We start from the raw sequence: 13,962 nt of genomic DNA, 5'->3' as shown, positions 1-13,962 counted from the left end.
CCGAGAGAATTATTGTATTAAATAATTCCTTTAATTTCTAGAAATATTAAGATCATGGAAGAAGTAACGCCCACTAAAAGACAACGATAACTCCATCTCAAATATCTATACTTTGTAAAGTAGAGGGATTTTCCCAAATGATACAAATCTCTAGTCAAGGCTTCATACAAAGAAGAATCTTCCGAAGCGATCTCTTCCATCTTAGTCATAAATTCTTTTTCACTCATAGGAGCAAAATGTCCGAAAAACAAAGGATTTGATTTACCGTTCTTCTTCTGTTTGAACGTAGGCATCACTGCAAGTATCGCTAAGCTCGCTGCAATTACGATAAATACCATCAGAGTCAGCAGGCCCGTTCTATAGGTAGGTCTTTGGACATATCCTAAGGAAAGTGAAAGTATTACGAATGATGCAGCGATCAGAATATTCGCCTTTTGGTCCGCCATCTGGCTGAGTTGAGAATGATGTTGGTGAACGGTCCTAAAAAGATAATCTACTGCAGAACGAGCGCGGACCGTTTTGAAATGATCTGATTCCATAGCTCCAAGGATTTTGGAAAATTTTTTTAGACAAGACATAAATCATTTTAGCCCAAAGCCTAAAATCCTCTTTTTGGAGTTCCTACATCCCAAATAACTTTACATTTTTTAAGATATCATTTATATAGTATATATGTATTTAGGCCCTTTGGAAGGTTTCCAAGACCAGTTGTTTCGTCCAGTCCTAGGCTGGAGCAGGGACAATGTTGGACTTTTAACAGGAAGACAGGGGATCTACACACTGGCACTTCGTTGGGAATACGCATTTGCGGTTTCCGGATTTCAGGTATTTAATCTGGACTGCGCTATCCGTTTCGACATATTCACGATTACGGAAGAGACCAGAAAAAGAAGAGTATCTCCCGAAGCACTTTTAGAAAAGATCCTCGTCCAAAGAGCATTCACTCCTTACCAGATCTTGGACTCCCTAAGGGAGATCTATACTTCTACAAAAGAAAATACGATCTATTTCATTTTGGCTCCTTGTAAACAATTCTTCGATGGAGACGTTCAGGACGATGAAGGTCTTTTCCTCTTGGAAAAATTGATATTGTTATTGGAGCGAATGCGCTCCAAACAGATCCCAATCGTACTTGTGGAATCCACAAAATACACCCATCCCAACTTTCAAAAAATTTTTCCCAAGTTAGTCGAGCTCTCTGAAGATCTCTGGGAATTAAATATGGTGGAAGGTCATTCTTATTTAAAGATCAGAAAAGCGAAATCCATGTACGAGATCGAAACAGATCCGAATTCCAAACAGGAGTTTATTTATGGGTAGGACGGTTATTCCATATTCCAGACAAATGCAGTACATCGAGTCAAGTCTAGGGCAATACAGAAGAGGACTTCGTAAACCGGATCAGGAAATTTTTGATGAATTGATCCGAACTGCAAAACTACAGGTACAAGCTGGTGTGATGGCTTCTTCTCCTTATCCGATCGACATCATGCTTCTTACGATGATGATCGATCTGAAAAAAGAGATCCTTAGATTAAAAAAAGAAACGGAAGCTCTGCAGAGATCTGAATGAACCTCCAGACCGCCAAAGGATATTTGTTCGACGTTTATCATGCGGAAGACATCGTATATCTTTGGCTAAAAAATGAAGAAGGCGTGTCCCAACTCTTCTTGGATAAATTTAATCCGATCATATATGCAAGAGGAGAAGCTGACCTACTTAAAAAATTAGTAAAACGTCTCTTCGAGTTAGATGCCATTGAAGATATTCCCGTTTACGAAAATAGAAACCTATTCTACGAAAATAAAACAGTTCCAGTCCTAAAAATAATCATTACTAAACCTTCTATCCTACCCAAGATTAGTCGCAAGCTATATGCCCTATATGGGAAATTCGAGATCTATCATTCTGATCTAGATCTTCCAACCAGCTATATGTTCCAGAAAGGCCTATTTCCCTTATGTAAAATGGAGATTGATTATACCGAAGATCCTGGAGCAAAAAGGGTCGTAAATGTAAGGACAGAAGATTCTCCCTCAGAAATGGATTATGAGGTCCCAAAATTCAAGATCATGCATTTAGATCTCAAAAAAAGCCATAGGATCAATATAGAAAACAATCCTTTGATTGTGAGAACGGATACTGATTACCATGAATTATCCGGAACAAACCCAAAAAGATTATTAGAAAAACTAGATATACTTTTAAGGGAAGAAGACCCGGATATTCTTCTGACCAGGCATGGAGACCAGGTCATTCTACCCTACTTGTTCTACCAATCCCAAAGACAAGGATTTCTTCCCGCATTGGACAGGGATAGAACCACTCCTATCCGAAGAAACATCAGCACCAAGGGAACCAGTTATTTTACGTATGGAAATATCGTATTTCGCGCACCTTCTTATCCTTTATTCGGAAGATGGCATATAGATTCAAAAAATAGTTTCGTATATAAGGAAGCGGATCTAATGGGAGTCGTGGAACTCGCTAGACTCTCCAGGCTTCCTATGCAAAAAATGGCAAGGGCATCCACAGGAAAGGCACTCACCTATATAGAAACGGATGTGGCATTAAGAAGAGGCTACTTAGTCCCTTGGCAAAAAAGTGCAGTAGAGGCTCCTAAAACAGCGCTCCAATTATTGGAAGCAGACAAAGGAGGTCTGGTTTTTCAACCGGATGTCAGTGAAGGTAAAACAGCGGAGAATGTCGCCCAATTGGATTTTGCTCAGATGTATCCCAGCATCATGGCAATGCATAATATCTCTCCTGAATGTGTAAACTGCTTATGCTGTATAAATGACGAAACAGTTCCAAAGGCACCGGACATAGGATATCGTATATGCAATAAACGTAAAGGAGTTGTTTCTGAGGCGTTAGAGCATGTGTTGGACAGAAGGGCCTATTACAAAAAACAATCCAAGGTCACCACCGGAAAACAACTGGCGAACTATGAAGCAAAACAAGCCAGTTTAAAATGGATGTTAGTTACTTCTTTCGGATACTTAGGTTATAGGAATGCAAAATTTGGAAGATTAGAAAGCCACGAAAGTGTAAACGCATTTGGAAGAGAAAAACTTTTAATTGCAAAAGAAACTGCAGAGGAGTTCGGGTATGAGTTCGTTCATGCGATCACTGACAGTATATTTATCAAAAACTATAATTCTTCTCCTTTGAGCACATCCGAATTGGATTCTTTGTGCTTGGAAATACAAAAACGGACCGGGATCAGAATGGAAGTAGATGGGATCTATACCTGGTTACTTTTTCCTCCTTCCAGTCAGGATTCCGAAATGCCTGTAGCAAACAGGTATATGGGAAGATTCCAGTCCGGGAAATTGAAATGCAGAGGAATAGGAGCCAGAAGAAAAGATATACCTTATTTTATCACAAGCGCTCAAAGCGAAATGCTGGAATGGATGAAGACTAAGATAACGATCCAAGAACTAAAAAGATCTGAATCGGAAATTTTATCTATCTATCATAAATACGATTCTATGATCCGACAAAATAATATCGCTCCTGAAAATCTTCTACTTCTCAAATCCAGTTCCAGAGAGCTGGAAGAGTATGAAGTAATGGGGGCCACGGCACTTTCCATGATGAAACTTAAGGATTTTGGAATGGATGTACAGGCGGGAGAAAAAATAAAATATTTAGTATTGAACCAAAGATCAAAAACCAAAGATAAAAGGTATATGCCGGAAGAAGAATTACAACTCTATCCGAACAAGATTAAAAGAACAGGTTTCGATAAAGAATATTATAGAAAAATGTTAGTTGGGGTTTTCAGAGAAGTTTGGGCAGAATTTGCTTCCTTTAAGGACTTTGATTCTCTTATAGACCCTCAAGGAAGGCTTGATTTTTAGATTAAAGTGCTCCCTTCTGCATTAATTCTAAATTCTTAATATATCTATCTCTTTCTCCTGGATGATCCGATTTACTCTTAAACTCTAGGCCCAAGGTTAAATGCTCATCTTCGTCTTTTCCCCACCAGCGGATCGCAGCAGAAACAGTCAAAGGGGCCTGCATTTTGAAAAGAACGTCTAAGATAAAACCTTCTTGTTTAGGCAAGGTATCTATCAAATTCGGATCGTGAATCTTGACCTTAAGTCCTCTAGGAGAAGCATCCAAAACCCTGAACTTTTCAGTAGTCTTGATAGTATTTGATTCTTTGATCCGGCCCACAACCTCATCGGAGAGCCTTCCCAGCTCTTCCAAATAATCTGAACTGAGTTTTTTATCCTTACTTTGTATCCAAATATAACCAATCGGGATCGGTTGATCGGAATGATTTTTGTAAATGATAGGCCGAATGAGTTCTGAAACAATCTTTTGATCTTTGAACTTTCGGATAATAGTAGCAATATCATCGTCAACGTCTTTCGAATAATCTAAACGATCCGGCCCTGATTCCGAATACGAATTAACATTCTGTGCGTCTTCCAATAGCAAAGACTTGCGAGAACGTTTTACGATCTCAAACTTCCTATCTAACCCAGGCTTAAATGTTTCGATGACTATATTATCAGTGCTATTCTTTTTAAGACGATTCTTATAATCCTCTAGATTCACTTTTATCAAAGTTGGAATATTGAACATATTCGCTTCGATCACCGTTTTAGGTGTGATTAGATTCGTAACGACAGCTTTTCCGTTTAAGACTTGGACCCTAGTACTTTCTCGATTCAATTTCGCAATTGCCAGTTTTTCTACTTTTAAAAGGTAAAGATCCTTCTCCGCTTTTTGAAGGAACTGGCAGTCAATTTCTATATATTTGGCGAGTATTTTGAATAAGGAAATCTTCTTCTCTCCCGTTTCTTCCCAATCTTCAGGCATACGGATCAGTATCTTTTCATCCTCTTCAAGATACTTTTTGATCACTGCCTTTTTATCGAAAGGATAGATCTTGAGAGAAAGTTCCTGGTCCAATAGATATTTCAGAATGACGTGCTTTTTTTGATCTTTGGAAACTATATAATCTAAAGCTCTGGAGTTCTTTTCAAAATATTGCATAATCCGACTATACTTCTTTTAATAAGCGAATTGATTCTCTTCGAATTAACCGACTCACAATTTATTCTTGGAACGTCTTTCGTTTTCTATTTTTTCGGACAAAATCGACTTCTTTTGGAAAAAAATTTTTACCTAATTTTATCCATTAGGGGACACGGATCGACTAACGCATCCCCCGTTTTAGGGAGAATTTATAAGTCATACTAAATTAATCGATTGACTATTCTGAAATTTGGAAATAAATTATTTATTTAATTTTTATCCTGGGAAACATATGAAAAAACTACTCATTGTCCTGCTTCTTATCCTGATGTTTTCCGATCATTCTAAACTTGGTATCTATGCGGATGGATGTTATATCTGCGGTTCAGGTTCTAGTTCCAATTGTAGGGACTATTGTAGTTATTCAGGTTCTGATACTTCTGAAAGTCGTAAAAAATGTGAGAAGTCTGGCTGTAAGATAGGTGGAACGGCAAGTTGTCCATCTGCTGTTAATTATAAAGTTTGTTCTGCTTCTATTTTCGATTCTCCTATCGATAAGAAAAGTTACCTCGCATCCCTTCTCGCTAAATAGCTTCGAATCCCGGGGAGTAATCCCCGGGTGTCTTTTCTTACTTTAAAGTATTTATAAAATCACTTAAGTCAGCGCTAATCTTAGGAGAACTTGCTTCGAATACCATAGGCGGATTTGTTCCCAATGTTGGGCTGAACATCCCTAAACATTCTAAATTTCCAATTCTACACTCTTTAGGATTAGGTGAGATCCACAACGCTCTCCACACAGAATAATTATTATCGTATTCCAGTTCTTTGACCAAATTTAAGTTTTTATCATATAATAGGACTTTTGTATTCGCAGCATACGCCTCGTAAGAAGGCAAGATCCCCAAGGTTGCTACACTGAATAGACTGGAAAAGATAGTTATAAAGTTTAGGCCGATATTCCTTGTTTTTTCGAAAACGGGATAATGTAGTCCTACGATATAATAATCATAAGGAAGATTTTTGAAGGAGTAAGTATAATTCTCCCCTGTTTTTGCGATTTCCAAAAACTTTTCCAGTTCTTTGATCCCTGTAGGACCTGTTACCTCTAAGTAGGATTTTACGAATTTCGAAACCTTCTCCTGAGATAAATCCTTTCGAATCCCATTCGGTTTGTTCTCCCCTGGGATTGGAAAATTTCCGCCTACAGGTTCTTTGATCGTGCGAGAATATGGATCGGAAAGTGCTTCAAAGTCGACTGTCCCATCAGGATTTTTTAACTTAGTGGATTTAAAAGTGTTAAAACCTAAATAAGCGATCCTAAATTTTTTGGTGAGTTGTTTTGTAGGAGTTCCCACATCGCCGGCTTGAGTCAGGGAATATCTAGAAGCACAGGCATTGGATAAAAATATAAAGAAGATCGAAAAGACGAGTAAACGCATTTAGAAACCCTAAACGAATTTTCGGCAAGATTCCAGTAAAAAATTTACCTCAGTTAAGTATTAAATTCTCAAACTTCTTCTTTGGAAGGGACTAATACCAAAACTAAACAACATAAAGCGATCACTAAAGTGACCGGAGTGAACACAGTCGCTTCAGTAGAATTCAAAGAGAATATATTTCCTAAAGTATTCAAAGAAAAGATTAGGATAATGATCCAAATTGCGATCGGAACGACTCGCTTGGGAATGGGAAGTTTTATATATCCCAAATCAAGTGCGATCACTATTAGAAAGAGTGAATTTAGAAGAATCGAAACTGATTCAAATACGATCATCTGTTCCCAGGTTTCTAATCTTCCTCCCCAAACTATAGAAAAAGGAACTGCACCCGATATGATGATAGTATGAAAAATGATGGAACATGAAAAGAAGAGAAGAAGTAAACCTGCTGCAAACTTTCGGATTAGCATCTTTTTATTCATGAATCTCCCTTCTCATTTTACAAAAAAAATCCCCCAACGAACCTTTATTCGGAGGGGGCTTTGTGAATTTTGAAACGGATAAAAGAACGTTCTTCTTTTACTTTTTCAGCTCAGGTGCCAGATCTGCCAGAGGAACCTTATCTTTTGGAAGGTTCTTGTAGACATCATATTCGAATCCGTCTGTAGATCTCCCTTTTGCATCAGGTCCATCTTTCGGATCATTCTTATGATTGTATCTGTCTCTGTCCTCTCTGTCCAAGAAAGGTTTATAATCGGAGCGGTATGCCCATTTGAAAACTGAATCATCAGGATTCTGACCGACTACCAAACAAACAGGATCTACCCAACCTTCGTTTTTCTCGGTCTTGATACGGACCAATTTTTTCGCGATATAGTAGTGGTTTCTGTAATCATAAACCTTTACTACAGTTCCTACAGGAAGGAGTTCAACCTGAACAGAATCGGGCTGGTCGTCGGAAAGAATTCCGACTTTAGGATCCAATTTACCCTTTTCTAATGTAGGACAGTTAATATTCCCTACGATTTGAGCAGTGTTGGAGCAAGCTCCCAAAGCGAGAGCTGCAATTCCGAGGATCGTAATATTTAATGCTAATTTTTTCATGATCCTTTTCCTTATTGGTGATGGTGTAAAGATTCTTCCAATCTCGGATCTCCCACCGGGATCAAAGGAGCTTTTTCCAATCTTTTCAGAACTACCAGACCGAATAATCCGATCACGCCTACTACCGATCCCAAAGATACCAAGTATCCTCCGAAAGAGAAATCTACGAAATTAGCAGGATAAACCAACCAGAAGATTTCAGTAGCTTGAGTGAAGATGACCCAAAGAGAAACTTTCATTAAGAAATCGATATCTCTTTTGTTTGGACGGTTTAATAGAAGCAAGAACGGAACTGCGAACTTGATTGCAGGCAAGGCCAAAGTCAGATATTCCCATCCGCCAGTTAACCTTTGCTCATAGAAGAAAGTTTCTTCCGGAATGGCAGCATACCAGATCAACATGAACTGAGAGAAACCAACATAAGCCCAGAATACTGTGAAACCGAGTATGAATTTTCCTAAGTCATGGATATGGTTTTCGTTCACCAAGTTTCCTAAAAATCCTCTTTTCTTCAGGTAATACGCCATGATCACGAAAGAAGAAAGTCCTGCCTGGTAAGCTCCTGCGAAGCAGTAAACTCCAAACATTGTGGAGAACCAGTGTGGAGTAAGAGACATTACCAGCATGATAGAAACTAAGGAGAAAGAAAGTGCGAAGAATATTATATATCCTCCCGCTAACTTCGCGCTAAACTGAGTGTGCTTAACGTCTTTATCGCTATCTTGAGTTACTGATTTCTTATAGAAAAGATACCCGAATGTTGACCAAGCTGCTCCTAAAACGACGATCATCACTGAGAAGAACCCGATGTTTAAGAGTGGCTTTTTGTGCTTAAGAAGTTTATCAGCTTCTACCGCTTCTGCATGAGTCCACTCATATAGATCATGAGCTCCCAAAAGCAGAATCAGAAGAAGGACTGCCGCAACAGGAACGAATAATCCATAAGTTTCGGAAATTCTACGCAGAGTTACAGGCCAATGAGCACCGGTGATATGTGCTAAAGAGGTGAAGAAAATCCCTGCCAGTGTAATTCCCAAAATAAAGAATACGCCGACTAAGTATGCGGACCAAGCTGGATTGGAATGGCCACCCTCATGACGAAGTTCTGGATGTCCAAGACCGAAAGCAGCAAGACCGATACTCGCTAAACCTACAAGGATCATTCCTACCAGAGCGTTTCTGGTTTTGGAATCCAACTTAAAGTTGATTAAGTTTTGTTCTACTTTAACTTCCATTATTTACCAGCCGTTCTGTTGTCGTATTCTTGTAATTTACGAACATATAATATGATTTTCCAACGATCCTCAGTAGGAACTTGAGAAGCATAACTTTTCATCAAAGCGTTTCCTTCAGTAATGACATGATAGATCTGCCCATCAGAAAATCCTTTTACCTTTGTGGAAACTAACGTTGCCATAGGGCCATCTTCTCTAGGAGCGTTTAACCGTGGAGCAGGACCTACAACAGTTCCATTTCCTTGTCCTCTAACACCGTGACAAGGGCTGCAATACGTTTGATATCTATCTTCTCCGCGTTTCAGATTAACCAAATCCGATTTATAAGGATTAGTTAAACCCTTGTTTGGAAGTTTTTCGACATCTGTAAAGCCAGCATACTCATAAGGGTAATGTCCCTGAGGAACTGCTCCGACAGGAGGAAGGCGTAAGGAAGTATTGTTCGGAAAATTAGAGTCCGCTTCCTGAGCTTCTCTTGCTGGAGAGTCAGCCATGTCCGGCATATACTCCATAGGAGGAGTCTTAGACTCGCAGTTCCAAAGTATCAAACCTGCGAGAGAAAGAGCAAAAATTCTTTGCAGTGAAATCATCAAAATTCTCCTATTTCACCGTCTCGACATGTTTAGAGCCGAGGCCTTTGATAAAGTCGGTCACTGAACCTTCTGAATAATTCGCAGAGTTGGAAGGGATCCAAAGCGCGAATTTGTCGGTAGTGATGTCCGGATGTAAAACCTTACGACCGGTTTTTGGAAGTTTAGCCAGGAAGAACAAAGCTGCAGCTGTGGAAAGTCCAGCCATGAACACTGTAAACTCGAATGTGATCGGAATATACGCAAACCAAGCGTTAAAACTTTTTCCGGAGATATTGATCGGCCAATCGTATTTATGAGTTAAATACTGCATTCCAAAACCGACTGTGCATCCAAAAATCCCCATGAAGAAGGTTACCCAAGGAAGTCCGGAACGAGGAAGACCCATTGCGTCATCCAATCCGTGGACAGGATACGGAGTAAAACAATCGAAGTTGGTGTAACCCTTATCTTTTGTTTTTTGAGCCGCATCTATGATCTGAGCAGGAGTATCGAATAAACCGAAAACTCCATGCTCTGTTTCTTCGAAAGTATGAAACTGTTCTTTCTTAGGAGTATACATTAATGATGACCTCCATCTTTATGAGGCATTACTGTTTTCACTTCCGCGATCGCGATTACCGGAAGTAATCTACAGAAGAGAAGGAACATAGTGAAGAATATACCGAAGGTTCCGAGTAACATCATGAAATCGTAAACCGTTGGAATGTATTTATCCCAGCTGGAAGGCAAGAAGTCCGCGTGTAATGTCATTACGATCACGAAACGTTCGAACCACATACCGATGTTTACGATGATGGAAACGATGAACATCACAGGAATGCTATTTCTAAGTTTTTTAGACCAGAATACCTGAGGAGCAAATACGTTACAGCTGAACATGATGAAGTATGCCCATCCGTAAGGACCGAATGCTCTGTTTACGAAAGTAAATCCTTCGTATTCGTTTCCTGAATACCAAGCCATGAAGAACTCAGTGGAGTAAGCAAGACCCACGATCAAACCTGTAACCATGATCACTTTGTTCATGTTTTCCAAGTGTTTCATGGTGATATAATCTTTCAGTTGGAAGACTTCCCTTGCGATTACCATCAAAGTAACCACCATCGCAAATCCGGAGAAGATCGCACCGGCAACGAAGTAAGGCGGGAAGATCGTAGTGTGCCATCCAGGAACGATGGAAACCGCGAAGTCGAAGGATACGATTGTGTGCACCGAAAGAACCAGAGGTGTAGACAATGCAGCAAGGATCATCGCAACAGTCTCTAAGTGAGACCATGCTTTGTTGGATCCAACCCATCCGAAGGAAAGAATATCATAAACTTTTCTGCGAAGAGGTGTAGTTGCCCTGTCTCTCACGGCCGCGATATCAGGGATCAAACCGATATACCAGAAAACAAGAGAGATACTCAAGTAAGTGGAAACCGCAAATGTATCCCAGATCAGAGGAGATCTGAAGTTCACCCAAAGAGGTCCTCTTTCATTCGGATAAGGGAATAACCAAAATCCCATCCAAGGACGTCCAATATGGATGATCAAGGTGGATGCAGCAGTTAACACCGCGAAGATGGTCATCGCTTCCGCAGCACGGTTAATACCGGTTCTCCACTCTTGGCGGAACAGATAAAGAACCGCAGAGATCAGAGTTCCTGCGTGACCGATACCGATCCAGAATACGAAGTTTACGATGAAGAATCCCCAACCTACAGGATTGTTGATCCCGAGGATGTAAAGACCTTCGTATACCAAGTATCCGATGATAGCTAAATCGATTACGGTAATGGTAAGAGCCAGAATGAAAGCCTTCCACCACAGAGAAGTGGGGAAAGCTTCGACCGGCTTGAGGATATCCTCGGTAACGTCACGGACGGACTTGCCGCCAGTGACTAAAGGTTGGATATCCAGGGCTTCTTTGATTGCGTTAGGTATAGACATAGCGCTTTAATTACTCCGGATTAAGCTCTTACCCTGGTCAAATATGCGACCTGGGGACCGACATTTAAATACTCAAGAACTCTGAAAGATCTAGGATCCGAACTAAGTTTGGATACCGTAGAACTCTTATCGTTCGTGTTTCCGAAACTGATAGCATCAGCCGCACAACTTTGTTGGCATGCTGTCTTCAGTTCTCCGTCTTTCAAAGGACGACCTTCGTTTTTGGCCTGGATCTTTTTCTCCGCGATACGAGAAGAACAGAAGTTACATTTTTCCATAACCCCTCTTCCACGAACCGTAACATCCGGATTGAGTCCAAGATATCTAGGAGTTCTGGATCCTTTTTCAGCTCCGGTCTCGTTATACCAGTGTTGAGCCCAGTTATAACGGCGAACTTTGTAAGGACAGTTGTTAGAGCAGTAACGAGTTCCAACGCAACGGTTATAAACCATGTCGTTGATCCCTTCAGAGCTATGAACAGTTGCCATAACAGGACAAACAGTCTCGCAAGGAGCGTTATCGCATTGTTGGCAAAGCATAGGCTGATGAGCGATCTGTAGATCTTCCGGTTTTTCAGGATCACCGATATAGTAACGATCGATACGAAGCCAATGCATCTCGCGACCCACTCTAACTTCGTCTCTTCCTACTACCGGAATATTGTTCTCTACTTGGCACGCGATGACGCAAGAACCACAACCGGTACAAGCAGTCAAATCGATAGCCATACCCCATTTGTAACCAGGGTATTCATGAACCGGGTTTGCTCCGGCTGCATAGACCATCTTACCGTCTTTTTTAATTTTAGGAATTTCGGATTCTTTAACTCCGGAAGCTGGATTCTTTTTCCATTCTTCCAAAGAAGTAGATTGAACCAAAGGTCGATCTTCGTATCCGAAACCTGGAGATAAAACGTGGTGGTGCTGGGTGCAAGCAAGCTTGTAAGTTTTACCGGTCTTCTCGAGAGAAGTTACGGAAATTCCGGAGAATACTCCGTCTTCAGCCAGAACATATGCGTTCTTACCTACTTCGTTACCTACTTTACCAGCTGCAGTTCTACCGTAACCAACCGCGATCCCGATCGTATCCTTATGCACTCCAGGCTGAACCTGAGCAGGAAGTTCGATAGAACCTTTGGTAGTTTTTACGGAAACCACATCGTTAGATTGGATCCCTTTTTCTTTTGCAAGTCCTGGTGAAAGGATTACATAGTTGTCCCAAGTAACCTTGGTAACAGGATCCGGAAGCTCTTGTAATAGAGAGTTATTTGCCGCTTTACCGTCTCCGATAGAGCTTGTCTCGTAAAGAGCCAAACGAATTCCAGCAGGATAACTTGCAGGCTTTTTCAAGGCTGCTTTATTGAAGCCACGAGTAGCGCTTGCAGTTTTTTTGCGATCCTTAGCTCTTACAGTAGTTCCAACTCTGAGAAGATCTTCCCATTTCTGTTTGGAACCTAACTTTTTGGTCCAAGAGTTCTTTACGTATTCGTAAAACGATTTTTCGTTGGAAAGAGATCCGCCTGCGAAAGCGATCAAGCTGTCCTCGAAAGAACGAGTGTTGAATAAAGGACGGATCGCAGGTTGTTGGATTGAGAATATTCCCTTAGTTCCTTCTGAATCTCCCCAAGACTCTAAGAAATGAGTAGTGGAAGCCAGATAGTTGGAAGCAAGAGCAGTCTCATCCGCTCTGTCTGCAATACTTACGGTCAAAGCAGCTCTATGAAGAAGGTCCTTCCAAGAATCACCAGCTTGGTAAACCAAGTTGGTATCGTAGAGGAATAGAACTCCTACTTTAGTTTGTTTTAATGCTTCAGTAAGTTTGTTTAAGTTACCTGAATAATCAGCTAAACCTTCTTTTTTAGGAGAAGCGTAATCAACAGTCTTACCATCATTGTCTAAGGTAGAGTTTAAGAAGTTCACAATGATCTGAAGATCAACAGCTTCTTTGGTAGAAGCAGCCAGACCGCCCGCAACCACGAGAGACTTACCTTTGTTTGCCCAAAGAGCCTTTGCAGTTTTGCGGATACCTTCTGCGCTGACACCAAGTTCTCCTGCGAGACTTTCTACAGTAGAAGCTCCGGTGACATCCTTAGTGTTCGCTCCTAATTCGCCAAGACCTGCAGCAATTGCAAGAGCCAGTTTGGACTGGTCGCCAGGACGAATAGGAAGTCTAAGATCCGCGTTAGATCCGGACATAGTAGGAATGGATTCAGCAGCGACGAAGTAATTAAGATCTTTTGCTCCATCTCTTAGGTTTCTGCGTTTTGCAAAATCCTTTTGGTGTTCTTCAGGAGACAACCATCCACCCATAAAATCGCAATCGATGGACAGGATAGTGTTCGCCCATTCGAAATTATAGTTAGGAACAAGTGCCTTTCCGTAAGAAGCTGCTTGAGCTTTGGAAATTGCATCTTCCGGAGAAGTGATAGAGATCTCTAAATGTTGTCCACCACCTACTGCTTTTAAGAAGTCAGCGATGATCGCTTTGGTGGAAGGAGAATCAAGAGGTCTTGTTACAATTACAGTGTTACCTTTGTTCTTAGAAAGAGCTTCCTGAACTTTGGAATCCAAAGAGCTCCATTGGATATTCTCCACTTTTCCGCCGGAAATTGCTGCAGGTCTTGGCGAATTAGGAGCGAACACTAAGGATGTCACCGGAGC

Annotated in this window: 14 protein-coding genes; 4 read left to right on the top strand and 10 right to left on the bottom strand. The window is 40.8% G+C overall.

All coding sequences use genetic code 11. The annotated features are described in order from the left end of the window. Positions 1 to 17 precede the first annotated feature (17 nt). Entirely contained in the window at positions 18 to 539 is a 522-nt protein-coding gene (locus CH352_RS17830) for a Pycsar system effector family protein (protein ID WP_243396458.1), read from the bottom strand. Between the two features lie 133 nt (positions 540 to 672). Here CH352_RS17830 and CH352_RS17825 point away from each other — a divergent pair, with 133 nt between their 5' ends. From CH352_RS17825 to CH352_RS17815, 3 genes are read left to right on the top strand one after another with little or no spacing between them, the layout of a single operon-like run. Continuing rightward, the gene (locus CH352_RS17825; RefSeq protein WP_100708148.1) at positions 673 to 1,320 is read left to right on the top strand and encodes a hypothetical protein; all 648 of its coding nucleotides are present in this window, start codon (positions 673 to 675) and stop codon (positions 1,318 to 1,320) included. After that, positions 1,313 to 1,573 (top strand): DUF8156 family protein, encoded by a 261-nt coding sequence (locus CH352_RS17820; protein ID WP_100708147.1) that lies wholly within the window; start codon positions 1,313 to 1,315, stop codon positions 1,571 to 1,573. The genes CH352_RS17825 and CH352_RS17820 overlap by 8 nt, the downstream gene beginning before the upstream one ends. Beyond that, the gene (locus CH352_RS17815) at positions 1,570 to 3,867 is read left to right on the top strand and encodes a DNA polymerase domain-containing protein (RefSeq protein ID WP_100708146.1); all 2,298 of its coding nucleotides are present in this window, start codon (positions 1,570 to 1,572) and stop codon (positions 3,865 to 3,867) included. The genes CH352_RS17820 and CH352_RS17815 overlap by 4 nt, the downstream gene beginning before the upstream one ends. A 1-nt stretch (position 3,868) precedes the next feature. Here the strand turns inward: CH352_RS17815 and CH352_RS17810 are convergent, their stop codons facing one another. Continuing rightward, positions 3,869 to 5,014, bottom strand: a complete 1,146-nt coding sequence (locus CH352_RS17810) for a DUF1577 domain-containing protein (protein WP_100708145.1) — start codon at positions 5,012 to 5,014, stop codon at positions 3,869 to 3,871. 310 nt (positions 5,015 to 5,324) lie between these two features. Between CH352_RS17810 and CH352_RS17805 the strand changes: the two genes are divergently transcribed. Then, positions 5,325 to 5,588: a hypothetical protein gene (locus CH352_RS17805; RefSeq protein ID WP_243396463.1), complete on the top strand. Its 264-nt coding sequence runs from the start codon at positions 5,325 to 5,327 to the stop codon at positions 5,586 to 5,588. A 37-nt stretch (positions 5,589 to 5,625) separates the two neighbouring features. On the opposite strand, the gene CH352_RS17800 is transcribed toward CH352_RS17805, so the two are convergent. The 8 genes from CH352_RS17800 to CH352_RS17765 all read right to left on the bottom strand — a co-directional run. Further along, the gene (locus tag CH352_RS17800) at positions 5,626 to 6,438 is read right to left on the bottom strand and encodes an Lp29 family lipoprotein (RefSeq protein WP_100708143.1); all 813 of its coding nucleotides are present in this window, start codon (positions 6,436 to 6,438) and stop codon (positions 5,626 to 5,628) included. 68 nt (positions 6,439 to 6,506) lie between these two features. Then, positions 6,507 to 6,920: a hypothetical protein gene (locus tag CH352_RS17795; RefSeq protein WP_100708142.1), complete on the bottom strand. Its 414-nt coding sequence runs from the start codon at positions 6,918 to 6,920 to the stop codon at positions 6,507 to 6,509. A 97-nt stretch (positions 6,921 to 7,017) separates the two neighbouring features. Continuing rightward, positions 7,018 to 7,542, bottom strand: a complete 525-nt coding sequence (locus CH352_RS17790; protein WP_100708141.1) for an Lsa16 family lipoprotein adhesin — start codon at positions 7,540 to 7,542, stop codon at positions 7,018 to 7,020. 11 nt (positions 7,543 to 7,553) lie between these two features. Beyond that, entirely contained in the window at positions 7,554 to 8,777 is a 1,224-nt protein-coding gene (locus CH352_RS17785; RefSeq protein WP_100708140.1) for a hypothetical protein, read from the bottom strand. Then, positions 8,777 to 9,367, bottom strand: a complete 591-nt coding sequence (locus CH352_RS17780) for a c-type cytochrome (RefSeq protein WP_100708139.1) — start codon at positions 9,365 to 9,367, stop codon at positions 8,777 to 8,779. Before CH352_RS17780 ends, CH352_RS17785 begins: the two co-directional genes overlap by 1 nt. A gap of 10 nt (positions 9,368 to 9,377) precedes the next feature. After that, positions 9,378 to 9,929, bottom strand: a complete 552-nt coding sequence (locus CH352_RS17775; RefSeq protein WP_100708138.1) for a DUF3341 domain-containing protein — start codon at positions 9,927 to 9,929, stop codon at positions 9,378 to 9,380. Continuing rightward, positions 9,929 to 11,296: an NrfD/PsrC family molybdoenzyme membrane anchor subunit gene (nrfD, locus tag CH352_RS17770; RefSeq protein ID WP_100708199.1), complete on the bottom strand. Its 1,368-nt coding sequence runs from the start codon at positions 11,294 to 11,296 to the stop codon at positions 9,929 to 9,931. Before nrfD ends, CH352_RS17775 begins: the two co-directional genes overlap by 1 nt. A gap of 26 nt (positions 11,297 to 11,322) precedes the next feature. Next, the coding region (locus tag CH352_RS17765; RefSeq protein ID WP_243396457.1) for a 4Fe-4S dicluster domain-containing protein at positions 11,323 to 13,962 on the bottom strand (2,640 nt) is incomplete at its 5' end.

Origin of the sequence: Leptospira hartskeerlii (assembly GCF_002811475.1) — a bacterium.
In the GTDB taxonomy this organism is placed as follows: Bacteria; Spirochaetota; Leptospiria; order Leptospirales; family Leptospiraceae; genus Leptospira_B; species Leptospira_B hartskeerlii.
The sequence above is the reverse complement of the archived record's forward strand: the minus strand, read 5'-3'. Positions and strand labels throughout refer to the sequence as shown.

Bases quoted from the DNA above. Each gene is read 5' to 3' on its own strand.
- CH352_RS17820 (WP_100708147.1), top strand. From the start codon at position 1,313: ATGGGTAGGACGGTTATTCCATATTCCAGACAAATGCAGTACATCGAG.
- CH352_RS17815 (WP_100708146.1), top strand. From the start codon at position 1,570: ATGAACCTCCAGACCGCCAAAGGATATTTGTTCGACGTTTATCATGCG.
- CH352_RS17830 (WP_243396458.1), bottom strand. From the start codon at position 539: ATGGAATCAGATCATTTCAAAACGGTCCGCGCTCGTTCTGCAGTAGAT.
- CH352_RS17790 (WP_100708141.1), bottom strand. From the start codon at position 7,542: ATGAAAAAATTAGCATTAAATATTACGATCCTCGGAATTGCAGCTCTC.
- CH352_RS17795 (WP_100708142.1), bottom strand. From the start codon at position 6,920: ATGAATAAAAAGATGCTAATCCGAAAGTTTGCAGCAGGTTTACTTCTT.
- CH352_RS17780 (WP_100708139.1), bottom strand. From the start codon at position 9,367: ATGATTTCACTGCAAAGAATTTTTGCTCTTTCTCTCGCAGGTTTGATA.
- CH352_RS17785 (WP_100708140.1), bottom strand. From the start codon at position 8,777: ATGGAAGTTAAAGTAGAACAAAACTTAATCAACTTTAAGTTGGATTCC.
- CH352_RS17825 (WP_100708148.1), top strand. From the start codon at position 673: ATGTATTTAGGCCCTTTGGAAGGTTTCCAAGACCAGTTGTTTCGTCCA.
- CH352_RS17805 (WP_243396463.1), top strand. From the start codon at position 5,325: ATGTTTTCCGATCATTCTAAACTTGGTATCTATGCGGATGGATGTTAT.
- CH352_RS17775 (WP_100708138.1), bottom strand. From the start codon at position 9,929: ATGTATACTCCTAAGAAAGAACAGTTTCATACTTTCGAAGAAACAGAG.
- CH352_RS17810 (WP_100708145.1), bottom strand. From the start codon at position 5,014: ATGCAATATTTTGAAAAGAACTCCAGAGCTTTAGATTATATAGTTTCC.
- CH352_RS17800 (WP_100708143.1), bottom strand. From the start codon at position 6,438: ATGCGTTTACTCGTCTTTTCGATCTTCTTTATATTTTTATCCAATGCC.